Raw genomic sequence first — 20,367 nt, 5'->3', positions numbered from 1 at the left:
GGGTGACGACAAGAGAGGAACGATTTTCTTCTTCTGTTAAGAGCACCCTGAAAACATTTCAGGGTGCTATTTTTATGTCAAAAGGAGAGATTAGCATGAACCATTTACTAACAATGAATGAGTTATCGATTGAAGACGTTCAATTCATATTGAGAAAAGCAGAAGAGTTTAAAAGTGGAAAGCAAGATGAGATTTTCAAACATAAGTTGATCGCGAATTTATTTTTTGAGCCAAGTACAAGAACAAGGTTCAGCTTTGAAGCTGCAGAACACAGACTTGGCATGAAACCTTTAAACGTAGAAGTTAACGGTTCCTCCGTGCAAAAAGGAGAGACGCTTTATGATACGTTACGAACGTTAGAGGAAATAGGGGTAGATGCATTTGTTATCAGGCATTTCGAAGATCGATATTTCGAAGGCTTAGCTGAAAAAATAAATGTTCCGATCATCAATGCAGGTGATGGTTGTGGCAATCATCCGACTCAATCTCTTTTAGATCTATTAACGATACAACAAGAATTTATTGTACTGCAGGGATTAACAGTTGTCATCGTAGGGGACATCCTACATAGCCGTGTGGCTCGGTCGAACGCTGAAGTCTTGCGGAAGATGGGGGCTAGAGTTTTATTTTCAGGACCTGAGGAGTGGTTCGTAGATGAATGGAAAGAAGACTTCATCCCGATAGATGAGGCGGTGGAACTAGCTGATGCGCTTATGATGCTAAGAATACAACACGAAAGACATAGCTCTTCTATGCTCTTGACGAAAGAAGATTATCATCAGCATTATGGTTTAACTGTTGAAAGAGAGAAAAGGATGAAAGCACACAGCATTATCATGCACCCAGCTCCTGTAAATCGAGGTGTGGAAATAGCAGATGAACTTGTTGAGTGTGAACGCTCAAGAATATTTAAGCAAGTACAAAATGGTGTTTTTACTCGAATGGCGGTATTAAGATGGGCATTGAATACGAATCAGGAGGCTATTAAAGATGAGCTACTTATTAAAAAACGCTAAGATCCTAGACGGAAACAACAATCTTATTCACACAAATATCTTAATTGTGAATAACAGAATTCAAAAGGTAGCAAAAGAAATAGCGATTGAGAGTCATGAAGTACTTGATGTAGCAGGAAAATTAATAACACCAGGATTTGTAGATCTGCATGTTCACTTAAGAGAGCCTGGTGGCGAACATAAAGAAACCATCTCATCAGGGACGAAAGCAGCAATAAAAGGTGGATATACAACTCTTGCTGCGATGCCAAACACGCGACCTGTACCAGATAGCAAAGAAACATTAGCGCTTGTACAAAGTAAGATCAAAGACACAGCAAACTGCAGAGTACTTCCTTACGCATCAATCACCACAAGGCAGATTGGGAGTGAGCTTACAGACTTTGAAACTCTTCTAAAGGGAGGCGCATTCGCTTTTACGGATGATGGAGTTGGGGTGCAATCAGCGGGTATGATGCTTAATGCGATGAAGGAAGCCAATCGCTATGGTTCTGTCATCGTAGCACATTGTGAAGACAACACACTTCTTCCTAAAGGAGGTGCATTCCACGAAGGTGAATTTACGAAAAAAGAAAGTCTGCCAGGAATTCCATCCGTTAGTGAATCTGTACACATCGCACGTGATGTATTACTCGCTGAAGCGGCAGATGCTAGATATCACGTGTGTCATGTGAGTACGAGAGAATCTGTTCGAGTAATAAGAGATGCGAAACGCGCAGGAATTAAAGTGACTGCAGAAGTTACACCTCATCATTTGATCTTAAGCGATATAGACATTAAGGCTAACGATACACATTATAAAATGAATCCGCCTTTAAGAAGTGAGGCTGATCGAGAGGCACTAATTGAAGGCTTAAAAGATGGCACGCTTGATTTTATCGCAACGGATCATGCGCCACATAGTACTGAAGAAAAAGCACAGAATGTTGAACTTGCACCTTTTGGAATCGTCGGCTTGGAAACAGCTTTTCCTCTTCTATATACAGAGCTTGTTGTGAAAACGAAATTATTCACGCTGCAAGAACTTGTGGATAAGATGACGAAGAAGCCTTCTGAAGCCTTTAATCTGCCATATGGCACACTCGAAGAAGGATCACTTGCAGATCTTACAATCATCGATCTAGAAAAAGAAGAAACAATCAATGCTCAAGATTTTGTATCTAAAGGAAAGAACACACCGTTTGATGGCTGGAATTGTAAGGGATGGCCGGTTGCGACCATTTTCGGTGGAAAGCTTGTTTATCAACGAGAGGAGAGCTTAGTATGAAACGCTACTTAATTTTAGAGGATGGAACGATTTTTAACGGATTAGCTTTTGGTTCACAACGTGAATCGAGTGGTGAGGTAGTATTCACAACAAGTATGACAGGATATCAAGAAGTGATGACTGATCCTTCATATTGTGATCAAATTATCTGCTTTACGTATCCACTAGTGGGGAACTACGGAATCAACCGCTCGGATTATGAATCAATCCGTCCTGCAACAAGTGGGATCATTGTAAATGAACATGCTGAGTTTCCAAATCATCATGAAGGTATGCAGTCATTAAGCAGCTGGCTGACAGCAAAAGATATTCCTGGTTTATATGGAATTGATACACGTAAACTTACAAGAAAGATTCGACAGCACGGAACGCTAAAAGGTAGAATGACAAATTCTATTGAAAATGCAGAAGAAGTGATAAAGAACTTGAATGCAGAAGAGCGAATAACCAATCAAGTTACAAAAGTATCAACTAAAACACCCTATCACTTACCGAACAGCGGTTATCGAGTAGTAGTCGTAGATTTTGGAGTGAAAAGTGGAATGTTACGAGAGTTGTCTAGAAGATTATGTGATGTGATCGTTGTTCCACATAACACATCTGCAGCGGATATCATCCGACTTCAACCGGATGGTGTGCTCTTGAGTAACGGACCTGGAGATCCAAAAGACGTACAACCAGGAATAACGATGATTCAAGAGCTTTTGAAAAATAATATTCCAATCTTAGGGATCTGCTTAGGACATCAGCTATTAGCGCTTGCTTGTGGTGCGGATACTGAAAAGCTAAAGTTCGGACACCGAGGATCTAACCATCCTGTAAAAGATCTTAAGACTGGAAAAATTGCGCTTACTTCACAAAACCATGGTTACGCCGTAACAGAAGCATCTCTGCACAATTCAGAGCTCGTTTTAACACACCAAGCGGTAAACGATGGAACAGTAGAAGGTTTGAAACATAAAGAAAAACCGGCGTTTTCTATTCAGTATCATCCAGAAGCATCACCAGGACCACAAGACTCGAATCCAATCTTTGATGACTTCATGAACATGATAAAAACAACTAAGAAAGAAGGTTTGATGCAATATGCCTAAACGACATGACATCCGAAAAATTCTAGTGATTGGTTCTGGACCGATCGTAATTGGACAAGCTGCAGAATTTGATTATGCTGGGACACAAGCTTGCCAAGCTTTAAAAGAAGAAGGATATGAAGTTGTTCTAGTTAACTCAAACCCAGCAACAATAATGACAGATCCTAATATGGCAGACAAGGTTTACATTGAACCTTTAACACTTGAATTTGTTTCCCGAATCATCCGTCAAGAACGACCGGATGGACTTCTTGCTACACTTGGCGGTCAAACAGGTCTTAACATGGCAGTAGAGCTATTTAATTCAGGAATTCTTGAAGAATACAACGTAGAATTATTAGGTACAAAGCTGTTTTCTATCCAACAAGCGGAAGACCGTGACTTGTTTAGAGAATTAATGAGAGAGTTGAACGAGCCAGTGCCTGAGAGTGCGATCGTTCACAACATGGAAGAAGCAAGAGCATTTGTTGAAGAAAATGGTTATCCAGTTATCATTCGTCCTGCCTTTACACTCGGGGGAACAGGCGGCGGTATCGTAACGAACGAAGAAGAATTTTTGGAAATTACACCATCCGGTCTGCATGCGAGTCCTGTTGGGCAAGTATTGATCGAGAAAAGTATTGCGGGATTCAAGGAAATTGAATATGAAGTAATGAGAGATAAAAACGATACGGCAATCGTCGTATGTAACATGGAAAACATTGATCCAGTTGGAATTCATACTGGTGATTCCATTGTGGTAGCACCGAGTCAGACGCTTACGGATAGAGATTATCAACTTTTACGAAACGCATCATTAAGAATCATTAGAGCGTTAAAAATTGAGGGAGGCTGTAACGTACAGCTCGCTCTAGACCCGGAAAGCTCACAATATTATGTGATTGAAGTAAATCCGCGTGTAAGCCGTTCATCTGCTCTAGCGTCAAAAGCGACAGGATATCCGATCGCGAAATTAGCAGCGAAAATTGCAGTGGGCTACACACTTGATGAAATTAAAAATCCAGTTACAGGTACAACGTATGCTTGTTTTGAACCTGCACTTGACTATATTGTTTCAAAGATTCCAAGATGGCCATTTGACAAGTTTGAAGGCGCGAATCGTAAGCTAGGAACGCAGATGAAAGCAACAGGAGAAGTTATGGCAATTGGACGTAACTTTGAAGAATCTCTTTTAAAAGCGGTGCGGTCGCTTGAAATCTCTGCATTTCATCTAGAAGTAAAAGAAAAAAATCTAACAAAATCAAAAGTTGAAGAAAAAATCCTGCGAGCAGATGATGAAAGACTTTTCTATATAGCAGAAGCTTTTAGAATGGGCATTACGGTAGAAGAAATTCATGAATGGACAAAGATTGATCTGTTCTTCTTAGAAAAGCTATACGGGATCATTTTATTAGAAAAACGTGTAAAAGAGCGAAAAAATGATGCTGTCATCTTAAAGAAAGCAAAAGAAAAAGGTTTCAGCGACCGCTGGATTGCAGAAGCTTGGGAGATGGATGAATACGAGCTTTATCAATTCAGACTAAACGAAAGAATTAAACCTGTGTTCAAGATGGTTGATACGTGTGCAGCTGAGTTTGAATCGGCAACACCTTACTACTACGGAACATACGGGGAAGAAGATGAATCCATTATTACTAATAAAAAGAGTGTTGTAGTGCTAGGATCTGGACCGATCAGAATTGGACAAGGAATTGAATTTGATTACGCTACTGTTCATACGGTTTGGGCGATTCAAGAAGCAGGTTATGAAGCGATTATCATTAACAACAACCCAGAAACCGTATCTACAGATTTTAGTATGTCAGACAAGCTTTACTTTGAACCACTGACGGTAGAAGATGTTATGCATGTCATTGAACATGAAAAGCCAGAAGGAGTCATTGTTCAGTTTGGAGGACAAACAGCAATCAATCTTTCTGAAGAGCTTGAAAGAAGAGGAATCAAAATTCTTGGCACATCTCTAGACAGCATGGATCTCGCGGAAGACAGAGAGCGCTTTGAAAAAGTAATGCAGCAGCTGAACATCCCTCAACCAGCAGGAAAAACGGCATTTTCTGTAACGGACGCTGTAGCGATCGCAAATTCAATCGGCTATCCGGTTCTAGTTCGCCCATCTTATGTACTAGGTGGAAGAGCGATGGAAATCGTGTACCAAGAAAGCGAACTTCTTCAATATATGGAGAACGCAGCGAGAGTTAATCCAGATCATCCGGTATTGGTTGACAGATACCTGGAAGGTAAAGAGATTGAAGTAGATGCGATCTCAGACGGAAAAGATGTGTTCATCCCAGGAATGATGGAACATATTGAACGCGCGGGTGTTCACTCCGGTGACTCGATCGCAGTTTATCCTCCGCAAACATTGCCTGAGAATATCAAACAAAAGATTATCGACAGAACCATCTCAATCGCAAAAGGATTAAAAATCATTGGATTGTTAAATATCCAGTTCGTATGGCACAAAGAAGAAGTATATGTACTTGAAGTGAATCCGCGTTCAAGCCGAACAGTACCGTTCTTAAGCAAGATAACAGGTGTTCCGATGGCAAACGTAGCGACTAAAGTTATTCTTGGAGAGAGCTTAGAACGTCAAGGCTATGAAACTGGTTATCAGAAGGAAGCGGATGAGGTTTCTGTAAAAGTACCAGTGTTCTCCTTTGCTAAACTTCGCCGCGTAGATACGTATTTGGGACCTGAGATGAAGTCGACGGGAGAAGTAATGGGAAGAGATAAGAATCTTCAAAAAGCCCTTTACAAAGGACTTATCGCATCTGGCATGAAGATTCCTGCATATGGAACAGTACTCTTTACTGTCGCAGATAAAGATAAAGAAGAGGCGCTCCATATGGTGAAGAGATTCTACGAGATCGGATACACGATCATGGCAACAGAAGGAACAGCTAACATTATTGAAAAAGAAGGCATTCCAGTTGAAGTAGTAGGTAAGATTGGATCTGAAGGAAGAAACTTGCTTGAAGTGATCCGAAAAGGTGAAGCGCAATTTGTTGTAAACACATTGACTAAAGGAAAGCTGCCAGCTAGAGACGGATTCCGAATCCGAAGAGAATGTGCCGAAAATGGAGTAGTGTGTCTGACAAACCTGGATACTTCTGTCGCTCTTTTAGAGGTACTAGAATCCATTTCGTTCTCAAGCCATGCCCTATCTTCTTTCACGAAAAAAGAAAAGGTGCTCGTATGATGAAACATTTGTTAAAGGTTACGTCGAATACGGAGATTGCACGAAACATATTTGAAATGAAATTGACTGGCCCTGGTGTAGGAAGTATGACTGCATCTGGTCAGTTTCTCCATGTCAGTGTTGGAAATCATACTTCTAAACTACTGCGCCGTCCTCTTTCCATCTGTGATGTAGATTTTGAGAGAGAAGAAGTAACTTTGTTATATCGAGCGCAAGGCGATGGCACGAAACAGCTTAGCGAAAAACAAACCGGTGAAGTAGTGGATGTTCTGGGTCCGCTTGGAAACGGATTTGATATAGATGAAGTTGATGTAAAAAGAAGTGCACTCCTAATAGGTGGAGGAATTGGTGTACCACCGCTTTATTACCTTGGAAAACAGCTTAAAAATGTTGGAGTTGAAGTTACCTTCATCTTAGGTTATCAATCTTTTGAAGATAGTTTTTATGTAGATAAGTTTAAAGAAATCGGTGAAACGATTGTAACGACGGTAGATGGTTCTCTTGGTATAAAAGGATTTGTTACAGATGCTATGGAACGAAGCTTAGTAGAGGCACCTGTTATTTACTCTGTTGGCCCAGCAGTTATGCTAAAAGCTGTGGAAGAAAAAGCGGGCATCTTAGACGGGTTTCTTTCTTTAGAAGAACGAATGGGCTGTGGGATCGGAGCGTGTTTTGCATGTGTATGTCCGACCGAAACAAGGAAATCAGGTTACGTGAAAATTTGCAGCGACGGTCCAGTATTTAAAATGGGGGAGGTTGTTTTATGAGTCGGCTAAGTGTATCATTGCCAGGATTAAATATGAAGAACCCCATTCTGCCAGCATCAGGTTGTTTTGGTTTCGGAAAAGAATATGCAAAATGGTATGACTTAAGTCTTCTAGGCGGCATTACGATTAAAGCGGCTACGCTTGACGGTCGTTTCGGAAACCGAACACCTCGAGTAGCGGAAACAGAAAGCGGCATGCTAAACGCTATTGGTCTTCAAAATCCAGGAGTTGTGAACATCATAGAAAATGAACTTCCTGCGCTGAAACCCTATAACATTCCAATCTTAGCTAATATTGCAGGATCAACAGAAGAGGAATATATCGAAGTAACAAGACAAATATCTGCTTCACCGCTCGTATCAGCGGTCGAGTTAAATATTTCTTGCCCGAATGTAAAAAAAGGCGGCATACAATTTGGAACACATTATAAATCAGCTGCAGAATTAACGAGAAAAGTAAAAAATGCATCCGAAAAACCTGTGTACGTTAAACTTTCACCGAATGTATCAAACATTACAGAGATGGCACAAGCGGTGGAAGACGCAGGTGCAGACGGCCTTTCAATGATCAATACCCTTGTCGGTATGAAACTGGACTGGAGAACAGGTAATCCTATCTTGGCGAATAAAACAGGTGGTTTATCAGGTCCAGCGATCAAACCGGTAGCAATTCGTATGATTTATGAAGTCAGTCAGAAAGTATCTGTTCCGATTATCGGTATGGGCGGTGTGAGTACAGCGGAAGACGTGCTTGAGATGATGTCAGCGGGTGCCTCTGCTGTAGCAGTAGGAACCGCGAACTTCGTGAACCCGTTTGTTTGTCCAGAGATTATTGAAAAGCTCCCAGAATTACTGGATGAGATCGGCGTTGGAAATATAAGCGAAATGACAGGAAGGAGTTTTAAGCAATGGAAAACCCCGTTATCATCGCGCTAGACTTTGAAAATGCAAGTAAAGCAAAAACGTTTTTAGCAGGTTTTGAAGGACAGTCACCATATGTAAAGGTTGGTATGGAACTTTTTTATGCAGAAGGTGCTTCCTTTATTGGATGGCTGAAGAAACGAAACTTTCGCGTTTTCCTAGATTTAAAGCTTCATGATATTCCGACGACTGTTCATAAAGCAATGAAAATACTCGGTGGACTGAACATTGATATGGTTAATGTTCATGCGGCTGGCGGTGTGGCAATGATGAAAGCAGCGAAAGATGGCCTTGTTGCTGCTGGTGCTCATCATACGAAATTAATCGCTGTCACACAGCTTACAAGTACAACTGAAAAAGTTTTAAGCGAAGAGCTTTTGATTAAGGATACTAGTTTAAATCATTGTGTATCTCACTACGCTAAACTTGCGAAGGATTCAGGTTTAGATGGTGTCGTTTGCTCTGTACAAGAAGCTATGGAGATTAAAAACGTTTGTGGAAAGGACTTTTTAACAGTAACTCCTGGAATCAGACCAAGCGGCTCAGATACCCATGATCAGGCACGGATTGCAACACCGAAAGAAGCAGCGGTAAAGGGCTCCGATTTCATGGTAATAGGCAGAAGTATTACTCAATCTGTAGAACCAGTTTCCACGTATAAAGAAATAATAAATGAATGGAGAGAAAGTCATGAAAACAACAACTTCGCAACATTTGCTTAACATTCAAGCTGTAACACTTTCACCTGAGGAGCCATACACGTGGTCTTCAGGAATGAAGTCTCCCATTTATTGTGATAACCGTTTGATTATTGCGTATCCAGAGATTCGTAAACAAGTGGCTGGAGAGCTTGCTGCGTTGATACAAAATCATTATCCTGAAGCAGATCTTATTGCTGGAACTGCTACAGCAGGTATTCCACATGCTGCGTTTGTTGCTGAACAAACGAATCTGCCGATGTGCTATGTAAGATCAAGCGCAAAAGCTCATGGAAAAGCGAAACAGATCGAAGGTTTAACAGAAAAAAGCAAAAAAGCAGTCGTTGTTGAAGATTTAATCTCCACAGGGAAAAGCTCCATTCAATCCGTTCTTGCACTTCGTGAAGCGGGAATTGAAGTTTTAGGTGTTGTAGCCATCTTTAGCTACGGACTGAAAAAGGCGGATGACGCACTTGGTGAACTAGATATTCCTTTTCAAACCGTTACAAACTTTAGTACATTAATAGAGGAAGCACAAGAAAGCGGTAAGATTAGTGAGCAAGGGCTTTCTTTATTAAAAGATTGGCAACAAGACCCAGAACATTGGGGAGCTGCCTCTTTTTCCAAATAGTATTCTAAGGAGATTACGATTTTGAGAAAAATGAACGGTGAGGAATTTGATGAACTTGTTTCTTTTTTTGATGCTATGGCACGAACAACATGGCTAAGAAAAATTCATGACACGTTAAAAGAAACAACAGCGTCATGGGTAGATAAAGAAGTCCTGGATGTAGGGTGTGGAACGGGCAGGTTATTGTTGCGAGGGGCAGAGGAAGCTAGAAGATTAGTTGGAGTGGATTTGTCGTCTGAAATGGTAAAAGCGAGCATTCAGCAATTCTTTTATCATGAATTAAGTGCCAAAAGTGAATTTTTAGTAGCAGATGCCGAAAATTTGCCGCTTAAAGATGAAACTTTTGATTTAGCTTTATCCACCTGTGTAATGTTCTTATTGCCAGACCCTGCTAACGGAATACGAGAGGTTCATCGTGTACTCAAACATGATGGTATGATTGCTATGCTGAATCCTAGTGAAAAGATGAGTCAGGAAACCGCTGCTTCTTATGGTAAGGAACACGGAATCTCAGGCTTTGAAAGAACGGCGTTATTAAAATGGTCAAATGTTAGTACGAGAAGACATCGTTATACAGAGAATGAAATGACTGGGTTACTTCAAAATCTTGGGTTTTCTTGTATCCAACATAAAGAAGTTTTAGGCGGGCTTGCGCTGATTACCACAGCAAAAAAAGAGCAGAACAGCTAATGAAGCTGTCCTGCTTTTTTAAGTTCTTATTAAGTATATTGTAGCATCTAGCTGCTTGTTCATTCGCTTCATTGAAAAGTTGATTGGAGTGTAAGGTGCGTGTCTTCCACTTGAGAAGCTTCTAGCAAGGCATGCTACGAGGAAGCTCGCTTCGTGAGTTTTTACTTGTAGACGCAGGAGCAAGAATACTTAATCGGGCAGGTGAGACACTTAAAAGTGAAACGTACGAATGTGGCTCACCGCCTGCCCCGCGAAAAGCGAGCAACCTGTAACGGAAATCAACCACTTTCAAGAGCTACAGAGTTTACTAAACAGTTAATTATTTTTTAAACGAAAAATAAGATCTTCATCTGGTGTCACATAAAGCGTTTGCTGATTATCATAAATAACAAACCCAGGCTTTGCTCCGTTTGGTTTTTTTACATGTTTGACTAGCGTATAGTCAACGGGTACTGAGCTGGAATTCTTCGCTTTGCTGAAAAATCCTGCTAATACCGCGGCTTCTTGTATCGCTGAGTCACTTGGAGATGATGAACGAATCAGCACATGTGAGCCTGGAATGTCTTTTGTGTGAAGCCAAGTTTCATTCGCTCGTGACAATTTGAACGTTAAGTAATCATTCTGTTTATTGTTCTTTCCAACCAAGATTTCTGTTCCGTCAGTTGAAACGAATTTCTCTGGCTGCGGAGCTTTGTTTTGTTTTTTCTTATTCTTACTTTGCCTGTGTTTTAAATAACCGCCTTCACCGAGCTCTTCCCGAATTTCTTCAACATCTTTCATGGATGCTGAATCCATTTGAACGATCAATCTTTCGAAGTAAAGCAATTCATTCTTTGCCTTTTCAATTTGATCTTTAATGATTGAAACAGACTTCTTTAGTTTTGCATATTTTTTGAAGTAGCTTTGCGCATTATCTGCCGGCGTTTTAAGGGGGTCGAGAGCAATTTTAATCAATGGCTGATCTTCTGAGAAATAATCCTCAACTTCTACTTCTTTATCGCCTTTTTTCGCTAAATACATATAGGCAGTAATCAGCTCACCTTTTCTTTGATATTCTTCAGCATTGACAGTTTGCTGAAGTTCTTTTTCAAGCTTACCAATTTTTTTAGTGATCTTGTCATACTCATTGGAAAGGTATTTTTCGAGATCATTTGCTTGCTGTTTAATGCGATCCCTGTCAGCCTTACCATAGAAAAAGCGATCGAGCATTTTGCTTACTGTTTCAAATTGACGGATTTCACCTGTGACATGACGTAGCGGTATGACAGAATAATATTCTTTCTTTTCGCTTGTAATCATTTGAGGTTCGTAGTGTTGTGGAGATAGCTGCTGCATTACTTCAAAGAATGCATCCGCAACTTCCTCTTTGACAGATAGACCAGCTCGGTGAATGATTTCTTTTGCTATTAACGGAGAGAATCCGCTGAATCTCGCTACAAGCTGCTTATCTAATTTTCCTTCGTTCCACGATATCTTTGAGATAAACTCTTCCTTGTTTGTAATGGTAAAAGGATCTGTCTTTTCCTGTGCAGGAGGCATCACATATTGAAATCCTGGAAGAATGGTTCTGTGTCGATTTTGAAAGCTAGGAATATGTTTAATGCTATCTACAATTTTTTCTGATTTTTCGTCAACTAAAATAATATTGCTATGTCTTCCCATGATCTCTACGTATAAGATCTTCGTAGTTTCGTCCCCGATTTCGTCTCGATTTTTTACAGTGATCGTAATGATTCTCTCCAAGTCAAGCTGTTCGATCTTTTCGATGAAAGCACCTTCTAAATGTTTTCTGAGCAGCATACAAAACATGGGAGGAGTGTCCGGGTTTTCATATGTGTGCTCTGTCAGATGCACTCTCGCAAAAGAGGGGTTTGCGGATAATAATAGCTTATGGTTTTTTCCGTTTGCTCGGATAGTAAATACAAGATCAGTCTTATGGGGTTGGTACACTTTTGAAATTCTGCCTGACGTAAGTGTGTTCTGTAATTCAGCTGTTATTGCACGTGTCATTATTCCATCAAAACTCATGATTGGGTTCACCTCTTATTTCTGATTCATAGTATAGCATTTTTGCGGACATGCCTGCATATAAATGCTATTAACTAATCTTATCAGAGGTGGAAGCTATGAATTGGTACCAGCTGCCGCAAGACGAAATTGAATCCGTTCTTAACAGCAGGATGGAAGAAGGGCTCACGAAAAGCGAGCAAGAACGAAGGTTAAAGTTAGATGGACCGAACCAACTTGAAGAAGGAAAGAAGCAGTCTGCCATTTTAATGTTCCTTGCGCAATTTAAAGACTTCATGGTCCTCGTCCTTTTAGCGGCTACTTTGTTATCCGGTTTCTTAGGAGAATACTTAGACGCGATCGCTATTATTTTAATCGTAGTGATGAATGGAATCCTAGGTTTTATCCAAGAAAGAAAAGCAGAGAAATCCTTAGCTTCACTAAAAGAACTATCTGCTCCCAGTGCCCAGGTTTTAAGAGAGGGTAAATGGGTTTCTATTGCTGCGAAAGACGTCGTAACAGGTGATGTGATAAAAGTTAAAAGCGGCGATCGAGTAGGAGCAGATATTAGACTTTTAAAAACATCCGGATTGCAGATCGAGGAATCAGCACTCACAGGAGAATCTGTTCCTGCACAAAAACACAACAATCTCATTTCAGCTGACGACTTAAATCTTGGTGATCAAGAGAACATGGCTTTCATGGGCACGATGGTCACAAGAGGGACGGGACAAGGTATCGTGGTAGCGACAGGCATGAAAACAGAGATGGGGAAGATCGCACATCTCATACAAACTGCCGAAAATATTGCGACGCCTCTTCAGATGAAACTTGAACAGCTTGGGAAAATTTTGATTGCTCTTGCTCTGTTATTAACTGTTTTAGTAGTTTTGGCAGGTGTTATGCAAGGACATGACCTCTACAGCATGATTCTTGCAGGGGTGTCATTAGCTGTTGCAGCCATTCCTGAGGGACTTCCTGCAATCGTTACGATTGCACTCGCGCTTGGTGTTCAAAAGATGATTCGAAAACGAGCAATAGTAAGAAAATTACCTTCTGTTGAAACATTAGGATGTGCAACTGTCATCTGCTCTGATAAAACGGGAACACTTACTCAGAATAAGATGACCGTTACACGAGTTTGGTCACAAGGCAGACATTGGAGTGTAAATGAAGAGGGTTTTGAAGTCGTTGGTGGCGGGATTCAAGAAAACAATAAACGAGAAGATAAGCTCACAGAAGTTTTGGCATATGCGGCTCTTTGTAATAATGCTTCAATAGAAGAAGGTAAGAAAGGATCATTATTAGAAGTTGGTGATCCAACAGAAACGGCATTACTCGTTAGTGCTTACAAAGCAGGAATCACAAAAGAATCATTAAGTGAACAATTTACGATTCAGCATGAGTTTCCTTTTGACTCTACTCGTAAAATGATGAGTGTAGTTGTTCGTGATACTGAAGGAAATCAAATGCTAGTTGTAAAAGGAGCACCAGACGTATTGCTCGAGAAAAGTGATTATATTGTGTGGGATGATAAAAAACAATTGATCAAACAAGCACATAAAGAAAGAATAAAAGAAGCGATCTATGCTCTCGGTAGTCAAGCACTGCGAACGATTGCCGTTGCGATTCGACCTTTGAAAGAAGGCGAACACTACTCACAAGCTTCTTTTGCGGAAAGAAGTCTCACTTTTATAGGATTACAGGGAATGATGGATCCGCCACGTCCTGAAGTCGAAGAAAGTATTAGAGATTGTCAGACTGCGGGTATCAAGACCGTCATGATAACGGGAGACCATGTTGTAACTGCAGCGAGTATCGCAAAAAAACTAAACATGTTACCTAACGGTGGAAGAGTGATGGAAGGTGCTGAGCTCGCTCAATTAAGTGACGATGAATTGGACAAAGTTTCAGAAGATGTGTACGTATACGCGCGAGTTTCTCCAGAGCACAAGTTAAAAATTGTGAAATCTCTTCAGAGAAGAGGACATGTTGTTGCTATGACAGGTGACGGCGTAAATGATGCACCAGCCATCAAGTCAGCAAATATTGGTATCGCAATGGGTATAACAGGAACGGACGTTGCGAAAGAAGCGTCTTCTCTTGTGCTTGGTGATGATAACTTTGCCACCATTCGTTCAGCGATTGAAGAAGGAAGAAACATCTATGAAAATATTAGAAAGTTTATTCGTTATCTTCTAGCGTCCAATGTAGGTGAGATCTTGGTTATGCTTTTTGCTATGATCATGGGATTACCGCTTCCTCTAGTCCCGATTCAGATTCTTTGGGTAAACTTAGTTACAGATGGTTTGCCGGCAATGGCGCTAGGGGTTGATCAGGCCGAAGAGGACGTTATGAGAAGAAAACCAAGGCAAGCGAAAGAAGGAGTCTTCTCTAGAGGCCTAGGATGGAAAATCGTATCAAGGGGATTCTTGATCGGTGGAGCGACAATACTTGCCTTCTGGGTTACATTAAAAGAAAATCCAGATCAACTGATCGTCGCGCAATCCGTAGCTTTTGCAACACTCGTTATGGCACAATTGATCCACGTGTTTGATTGCAGAAGTGAGCGTTCTGTTTTTCATAGAAATCCGTTTCAGAACGGTTATCTAGTCTTGGCTGTTATTTCATCTATTCTATTATTGTTAGTGGTCATGTACGTAGAACCATTGCAAGGTATTTTCCATACGGTTCCGCTATCAATAAGACAATGGCTGCTCGTTCTTGGCATGGCTTCTATCCCTACATTCGCTCTAGCAGGCTTTCAATTATTTAAGAAAGAAGCTAGATAAAATAATAAAGCTGGTTCCTGTTTGTTTGGGTACCAGCTTCTATTATTTTTAACAAGACAAGGGGTTTATTCGCTCATCCAGCGGATGTGAAGCACGCTGGATGAGCGATTCTAGACTTTTATGAGCGATTCTAGACTTTTATGAGCGATTCTAGACTTTTATGAGCGATTCTAGACTTTTATGAGCGATTCTAGACTTTTATGAGCGATTCTAGACTTTTATGAGTGATTCGATGTAAATGGCATTGCTATCAAGTTTTTAACGATATTTCCGCAAAAATAGGGAAATTAGTTTAGATTTCAGGATTTATGTGCTAAAATATAAGAACATGTGTACAGTTTTTCACAATATCGTACAATTAGCGTATGACCCGTTATTCCATTTGGCTAGAATAGTAGCAGGTTAGGGGCGTTTAGAGATGAAATTAATTAATATTGGGTACGGAAATATTGTTGCTGCTCACCGAATTATTGCGGTAGTCAGTCCTGAATCTGCACCGATAAAACGATTAATCACGGTAGCACGAGAGAAAAACATGCTGATTGATGCTACATACGGCCGCAGAACGAGAGCGGTTGTTGTGACTGACAGTGATCATGTTATCTTGTCAGCTGTTCAGCCTGAAACAGTAGCTCACAGACTGATGTCGGTTGATGAGGGCTCAGAAGAAAGTTAGGTTGTGGAGGTTTTTATGGAAAAAGAAAGAGGCATTCTGTTTGTTCTTTCCGGTCCGTCAGGTGTTGGAAAAGGAACTGTGTGTAAAGCGCTTCGTGAACAAAAGCTGAACATTCAATATTCCGTTTCAGCAACGACAAGAAAGCCGCGTGAAGGCGAACGGCATGGGGTAGAATACTTCTTTAAAACAAAAGAAGAGTTCCTTGATATGATTGAAAATAAACAGCTGCTCGAGTGGGCAGAATATGTTGGCAACTATTATGGGACACCGATTGAATATGTGAACAGTACACTTGATGAAGGAAAAGATGTCATTCTAGAGATCGAGGTACAAGGTGCGCTTCAAGTAAAAAACATATTTCCAGAAGGTGTTTTCATCTTTTTAACACCACCAAGTCTGGACGAATTAAGAAGTCGTATTGTTGGACGTGGTACAGAGACGGAAGATTTGATCAACAACCGCATGTCCGTAGCCAAGGAAGAAATTGAACTCATGAGACACTATGATTATTCTGTAGTGAATGATGAGATCGAAGCTGCTTGCAATCGAATTAAAGCCATCATAACCACAGAGCATTGCCGCGTGGACCGAGTTCGTCCAAAATACGAAAAAATTTTAGGAGATGACCAATAATGCTATATCCATCCATCGATTCTCTTATGGAAAAGATTGATTCAAAATACTCGCTAGTTACTCTTAGCTCTAAACGCGCTAGAGAAATTCAACAATATGATAACCAGCAGATTGCAAAACCTGTATCACACAAGTTTGTTGGTAAAGCACTTGAAGAAATTCAATCCGGTGTATTAATGAAAGTCGGAGAAACACCCGAAGATTAATAGAACAGCGAAAAAATATACAACCTTGGCTAAAGGTTGTTATTTTTTTGTTCTCGATGAATTTCAATAGATTTTTTAATACATATAAATGCTGTAAAATAGAGTTAGCATGGATAAGACCAGAGCGGCGGAAGGGGTATATTATGGAAAAGAAGAGAATATTGCTTGCTGTTTCAGGCGGAATAGCTGCATATAAGGCGGCAACAGTAGCAAGCAGATTATATCAAAACGGATACGAAGTAAAAGTGATCCTGACTCAATCTGCACAAAAGTTCATTACACCACTTACCTTTCAAACGCTGACAAGAGAAGAAGTTTATACAGATACGTTTGAAGAAAAAAATCCTGCAGTTGTTAGTCATATAGACCTTGCAGACTGGGCAGATCTTGTTTTGATCGCTCCTGCGACGGCGAACTCTATCGGCAAGCTTGCTAACGGAATAGCAGATGACATGCTCACAACAACGTTGCTTGCAACAAAAGCAGATGTTTTAATTGCACCTGCAATGAATGTAAATATGTTCAATCATCCCGCAGTGAAGAAGAATATGGAAACGTTAGCTTCATTCGGTTGGCGTTTCATAGAACCGAACGAAGGACTTCTAGCTTGTGGATGGATCGGTAAGGGGAGACTGGCTGAACCTGAGGAATTAATAGAGTCAGTCCAGACTTATTTTAATGAAGAAAAAGCAGAACATAAGCCGTTTACAGGGAAAAAAATACTTGTAACCGCTGGCCCAACAAGAGAAGCACTGGATCCTGTTCGGTATTTTACAAATCATTCATCAGGTAAGATGGGTTATGCAATAGCTGCAGTAGCGAAACAATTAGGTGCAGAAGTGACTCTAGTTACAGGACCCACCTCACTCCCTTTACCTGATGGCATTACAATTGAGAAAATCATTTCTACTAAAGATATGTATGAAGCGACAATGTCTCGTTTTCATGAACAAGATGTAGTCATTAAATGTGCAGCCGTAGCTGATTATACACCAGTCACGGTTCATTCAAACAAATTTAAAAAGAAAAACGATCATTGGACGATCGAGATGAAAAAGACGACTGATATCCTTCAATCTCTAGGCGAGAAAAAAGAACATCAAGTTTTAGTAGGATTTGCAGCCGAGACTGAAAACCTTGAAAACTATGCTCAAGATAAGCTGGTAAGAAAGAACCTCGATATGGTTGTAGGAAATGATGTTTCAAAAGAAGGATCAGGTTTTGGAAGCGACACAAATGAAATCATCATGATCAAAAAGGATGGTTCTAAGAAGGTACTGCCGATTCTATCAAAAGAAAGAGCAGCGCATGAAATATTAATTGAAGTTATGGATCTGATGAAAAGATGATCGCAGCAGTTGTAGTTGATGTTCCTTCAGGAAGTGTGAACAAAACCTTTGACTATAAAATTCCGCCCGTTTGGGAAAAATGGGCGGAACCAGGGATGCGTGTCATCGTACCGTTTGGGCCGAGAAAGCTTCAAGGCTTTATTTTAGAGGTAAAATCAACATCAACGGTAAAAGGGATGAAAAACATTACAGAGATTCTGGACCCGCTCCCTGTATTAACGTCCGAACTGATCGAGCTAGGTAAGTGGCTAGCAGAAAATACGCTTAGTTTTTACATTACAGCTTATCAAGCCATGTTGCCGGCTGCTATGAAAGCCACTTACGAAAAGTCGTTTCAAGTCATCAAACCTGATAAACTTCCAAATTCAATTCATGCCCTTCTTTCAGCAAACAACGATATTCATGTAAGTAATGTGACAAAATCAGATCCAGAACTGTTACCACTCTTGCAGTCGTTGGCGAAAGAAGGAATACTAGACGTAGTTTATAAAGTGAAAAGTAAAGCCAACAAAAAGATGCGGAAATTCGTTTCTATTACAGACCGGGGTTTAGCAGAAGAACTGATTCAAAAGTTGAATAAGAATGCTGAGAAACAGAAGGCAATTCTTTTAGAACTCATACATCGTCCAGATGGAGAGTACTCCTTGCAGGAAATCTTAAATGAAACAGGAGCTACTCTCTCAACAGCACAATCACTATTTAAAAAAGGTATTCTTTCTATAGAAGAAAAAGAGGTCTATCGTGATCCGTTTCAAGGCCGTTCGATGAAACGAACACAGCCTCTATCTTTAACAGAAAATCAAGAAGATGCGATTAAACCAATTCTGCATTCTATCGAAAACAATGAACACGAAACGGTTCTTCTCCATGGTGTCACGGGAAGTGGGAAAACAGAAATCTATCTTCAGTCCATCCAAAATGTTCTTGATAGAGGAAAAGAAGCGATCGTCCTCGTACCTGAGATCTCACTTACACCGCAGATGGTAAATCGTTTTAAAGGGCGTTTCGGTAGTGCGGTCGCTGTTCTCCATAGCGGATTATCAATTGGAGAAAAATATGATGAGTGGCGAAAGATTCTTAGAAAAGAAGTTTCAGTGGTAGTTGGTGCTAGGTCTGCAATCTTTGCACCGTTCCAAAACTTAGGAATTGTCATAATAGATGAAGAAAATGAAACAAGCTATAAACAAGAAGATCACCCACGGTATCACGCAAGAGATGTAGCGATATGGAGAGGGAAGTATCATTCGTGTCCAATTGTCCTTGGTAGCGCAACACCAGCCCTCGAGACCTATGCAAGAGCTCAAAAGGGGAGGTATCAGTTAGCGGAGTTATCGAGTCGAGTACATGCTAATCCGATGCCGGAAGTAACCATAGTAGACATGAGAGAAGAACTAAAGAACGGGAACCGCTCTATGTTTTCACTTACATTGATGGATAAGCTGAAAAACGGACTTCAAAAAGGAGAGCAATCGGTGCTGTTCTTAAATCGACGAGGTTATGCTTCCTTTATTCTTTGCAGAGATTGTGGATATGTAGCACAATGTCCTCATTGTGACATTTCTTTAACTTATCATAAACGTTTCGGTGAATTAAAATGCCATTATTGCGGATATAAAGAGAATACACCTTCTGTTTGTCCGAGCTGTACATCCGAGCATATTCGTTTTTTTGGAACTGGAACTCAAAAAGTAGAAGAAGAACTGGCAAAAGTGCTTCCAGAAGCTCGTGTTATTCGGATGGATGTTGATACGACTTCCAAGAAAGGCAGTCACGAAAAGCTGCTAACGGCTTTTGAAAATGGTGAAGCAGATATATTGCTCGGTACTCAGATGATTGCAAAAGGACTTGATTTTCCAAAAGTCACATTAGTTGGCGTGTTAGCTGCTGATACTATGCTTCACCTGCCAGACTTTAGAGCCTCAGAGAAAACCTTTCAGCTCCTCACACAGGTGAGTGGACGCGCAGGTAGACACGAACTTGAAGGAAAGGTAATCGTACAAGGGTATGATACTCAGCATTACAGCATTCAACTAGCATCCAAGCACGATTATCACACCTTTTATAATCATGAGATGCAAACACGGAAACTTCATCAGTATCCTCCCTTTTATTATTTAGGATTGTTAACGTTCAGCCATCTCGATCTCATGCAAGTGGTCGAAGCAAGCGAGAAAGCAGCAACTTACTTATCGAAGAGATTATCATCAGATAGTCTGCTTCTTGGTCCAGTTACTTCACCGATTGCACGTGTGAAGGATAGATATCGCTATCAGGTCATGATAAAATACAAAAATGAACCGGAGCTAAGAACCTGGTTTGAAGAAATTATTGCTCATTTCCAAAAAGATAAAGAGATTAAAGACCTTCTGATAACGGGTGATTTAAACGCCCAAACACTTATGTAGTTAGTTAAGGAGATTAA

General features: G+C 40.5%; 16 protein-coding genes. 15 read left to right on the top strand and 1 reads right to left on the bottom strand.

All coding sequences use genetic code 11. From position 1 onward, the window contains the following. Positions 1 to 95 precede the first annotated feature (95 nt). From P4V41_RS12635 to P4V41_RS12595, 9 genes are read left to right on the top strand one after another with little or no spacing between them, the layout of a single operon-like run. Positions 96 to 1,016: an aspartate carbamoyltransferase catalytic subunit gene (locus tag P4V41_RS12635; RefSeq protein ID WP_328085305.1), complete on the top strand. Its 921-nt coding sequence runs from the start codon at positions 96 to 98 to the stop codon at positions 1,014 to 1,016. Beyond that, entirely contained in the window at positions 991 to 2,283 is a 1,293-nt protein-coding gene (locus P4V41_RS12630; RefSeq protein WP_328085303.1) for a dihydroorotase, read from the top strand. The genes P4V41_RS12635 and P4V41_RS12630 overlap by 26 nt, the downstream gene beginning before the upstream one ends. Continuing rightward, the gene (locus tag P4V41_RS12625; RefSeq protein ID WP_328085301.1) at positions 2,280 to 3,377 is read left to right on the top strand and encodes a carbamoyl phosphate synthase small subunit; all 1,098 of its coding nucleotides are present in this window, start codon (positions 2,280 to 2,282) and stop codon (positions 3,375 to 3,377) included. Before P4V41_RS12630 ends, P4V41_RS12625 begins: the two co-directional genes overlap by 4 nt. Next, positions 3,370 to 6,576, top strand: coding sequence for a carbamoyl-phosphate synthase large subunit (carB, locus tag P4V41_RS12620; protein WP_328085299.1), 3,207 nt, complete (start codon positions 3,370 to 3,372; stop codon positions 6,574 to 6,576). Before P4V41_RS12625 ends, carB begins: the two co-directional genes overlap by 8 nt. Continuing rightward, on the top strand, positions 6,573 to 7,343 hold the full coding sequence (locus tag P4V41_RS12615; protein ID WP_328085297.1) for a dihydroorotate dehydrogenase electron transfer subunit: 771 nt from the start codon (positions 6,573 to 6,575) through the stop codon (positions 7,341 to 7,343). Before carB ends, P4V41_RS12615 begins: the two co-directional genes overlap by 4 nt. After that, positions 7,340 to 8,278, top strand: a complete 939-nt coding sequence (locus P4V41_RS12610) for a dihydroorotate dehydrogenase (RefSeq protein WP_328085296.1) — start codon at positions 7,340 to 7,342, stop codon at positions 8,276 to 8,278. Before P4V41_RS12615 ends, P4V41_RS12610 begins: the two co-directional genes overlap by 4 nt. Then, a complete protein-coding gene (gene pyrF, locus P4V41_RS12605; RefSeq protein WP_328085294.1) occupies positions 8,251 to 8,985 on the top strand; it encodes an orotidine-5'-phosphate decarboxylase in 735 nt (244 codons plus the stop codon). Before P4V41_RS12610 ends, pyrF begins: the two co-directional genes overlap by 28 nt. Beyond that, complete coding sequence (pyrE, locus tag P4V41_RS12600) at positions 8,954 to 9,592, top strand: orotate phosphoribosyltransferase (protein ID WP_328085292.1); 639 nt, start codon at positions 8,954 to 8,956, stop codon at positions 9,590 to 9,592. Before pyrF ends, pyrE begins: the two co-directional genes overlap by 32 nt. A gap of 30 nt (positions 9,593 to 9,622) precedes the next feature. Further along, positions 9,623 to 10,282 (top strand): class I SAM-dependent methyltransferase, encoded by a 660-nt coding sequence (locus P4V41_RS12595; protein ID WP_328085333.1) that lies wholly within the window; start codon positions 9,623 to 9,625, stop codon positions 10,280 to 10,282. Between the two features lie 315 nt (positions 10,283 to 10,597). On the opposite strand, the gene P4V41_RS12590 is transcribed toward P4V41_RS12595, so the two are convergent. Beyond that, positions 10,598 to 12,310, bottom strand: a complete 1,713-nt coding sequence (locus tag P4V41_RS12590; RefSeq protein WP_328085290.1) for an Rqc2 family fibronectin-binding protein — start codon at positions 12,308 to 12,310, stop codon at positions 10,598 to 10,600. Between the two features lie 98 nt (positions 12,311 to 12,408). Here P4V41_RS12590 and P4V41_RS12585 point away from each other — a divergent pair, with 98 nt between their 5' ends. The 6 genes from P4V41_RS12585 to priA all read left to right on the top strand — a co-directional run bounded on the left by P4V41_RS12585 (position 12,409) and on the right by priA (position 20,350). Beyond that, complete coding sequence (locus tag P4V41_RS12585) at positions 12,409 to 15,081, top strand: calcium-translocating P-type ATPase, SERCA-type (RefSeq protein WP_328085289.1); 2,673 nt, start codon at positions 12,409 to 12,411, stop codon at positions 15,079 to 15,081. Positions 15,082 to 15,499: 418 nt separating this feature from the next. Beyond that, positions 15,500 to 15,757, top strand: coding sequence for an extracellular matrix/biofilm regulator RemA (gene remA, locus P4V41_RS12580; protein ID WP_066240628.1), 258 nt, complete (start codon positions 15,500 to 15,502; stop codon positions 15,755 to 15,757). Positions 15,758 to 15,772: 15 nt separating this feature from the next. After that, positions 15,773 to 16,390, top strand: coding sequence for a guanylate kinase (gene gmk / locus P4V41_RS12575; RefSeq protein WP_328085287.1), 618 nt, complete (start codon positions 15,773 to 15,775; stop codon positions 16,388 to 16,390). Further along, complete coding sequence (gene rpoZ / locus P4V41_RS12570; RefSeq protein WP_197127679.1) at positions 16,390 to 16,596, top strand: DNA-directed RNA polymerase subunit omega; 207 nt, start codon at positions 16,390 to 16,392, stop codon at positions 16,594 to 16,596. Before gmk ends, rpoZ begins: the two co-directional genes overlap by 1 nt. Before the next feature lie 140 nt (positions 16,597 to 16,736). After that, complete coding sequence (gene coaBC, locus P4V41_RS12565; RefSeq protein ID WP_328085331.1) at positions 16,737 to 17,945, top strand: bifunctional phosphopantothenoylcysteine decarboxylase/phosphopantothenate--cysteine ligase CoaBC; 1,209 nt, start codon at positions 16,737 to 16,739, stop codon at positions 17,943 to 17,945. Further along, positions 17,942 to 20,350, top strand: coding sequence for a primosomal protein N' (gene priA, locus P4V41_RS12560; RefSeq protein ID WP_328085285.1), 2,409 nt, complete (start codon positions 17,942 to 17,944; stop codon positions 20,348 to 20,350). The genes coaBC and priA overlap by 4 nt, the downstream gene beginning before the upstream one ends. Positions 20,351 to 20,367 lie beyond the last annotated feature (17 nt).

Source organism: Fictibacillus nanhaiensis, assembly GCF_036213205.1.
In the GTDB taxonomy this organism is placed as follows: domain Bacteria; phylum Bacillota; class Bacilli; order Bacillales; family Fictibacillaceae; genus Fictibacillus; species Fictibacillus nanhaiensis_E.
Note: the sequence above shows the minus strand (reverse complement) of the source record. Positions and strands in the feature narration are given on the sequence as shown.

Coding starts and splice junctions, on each gene's coding strand:
- P4V41_RS12635 (WP_328085305.1), top strand. CDS start 96: ATGAACCATTTACTAACAATGAATGAGTTATCGATTGAAGACGTTCAA.
- P4V41_RS12630 (WP_328085303.1), top strand. CDS start 991: ATGAGCTACTTATTAAAAAACGCTAAGATCCTAGACGGAAACAACAAT.
- P4V41_RS12625 (WP_328085301.1), top strand. CDS start 2,280: ATGAAACGCTACTTAATTTTAGAGGATGGAACGATTTTTAACGGATTA.
- carB (WP_328085299.1), top strand. CDS start 3,370: ATGCCTAAACGACATGACATCCGAAAAATTCTAGTGATTGGTTCTGGA.
- P4V41_RS12615 (WP_328085297.1), top strand. CDS start 6,573: ATGATGAAACATTTGTTAAAGGTTACGTCGAATACGGAGATTGCACGA.
- P4V41_RS12610 (WP_328085296.1), top strand. CDS start 7,340: ATGAGTCGGCTAAGTGTATCATTGCCAGGATTAAATATGAAGAACCCC.
- pyrF (WP_328085294.1), top strand. CDS start 8,251: ATGGAAAACCCCGTTATCATCGCGCTAGACTTTGAAAATGCAAGTAAA.
- pyrE (WP_328085292.1), top strand. CDS start 8,954: ATGAAAACAACAACTTCGCAACATTTGCTTAACATTCAAGCTGTAACA.
- P4V41_RS12595 (WP_328085333.1), top strand. CDS start 9,623: ATGAACGGTGAGGAATTTGATGAACTTGTTTCTTTTTTTGATGCTATG.
- P4V41_RS12590 (WP_328085290.1), bottom strand. CDS start 12,310: ATGAGTTTTGATGGAATAATGACACGTGCAATAACAGCTGAATTACAG.
- P4V41_RS12585 (WP_328085289.1), top strand. CDS start 12,409: ATGAATTGGTACCAGCTGCCGCAAGACGAAATTGAATCCGTTCTTAAC.
- remA (WP_066240628.1), top strand. CDS start 15,500: ATGAAATTAATTAATATTGGGTACGGAAATATTGTTGCTGCTCACCGA.
- gmk (WP_328085287.1), top strand. CDS start 15,773: ATGGAAAAAGAAAGAGGCATTCTGTTTGTTCTTTCCGGTCCGTCAGGT.
- rpoZ (WP_197127679.1), top strand. CDS start 16,390: ATGCTATATCCATCCATCGATTCTCTTATGGAAAAGATTGATTCAAAA.
- priA (WP_328085285.1), top strand. CDS start 17,942: ATGATCGCAGCAGTTGTAGTTGATGTTCCTTCAGGAAGTGTGAACAAA.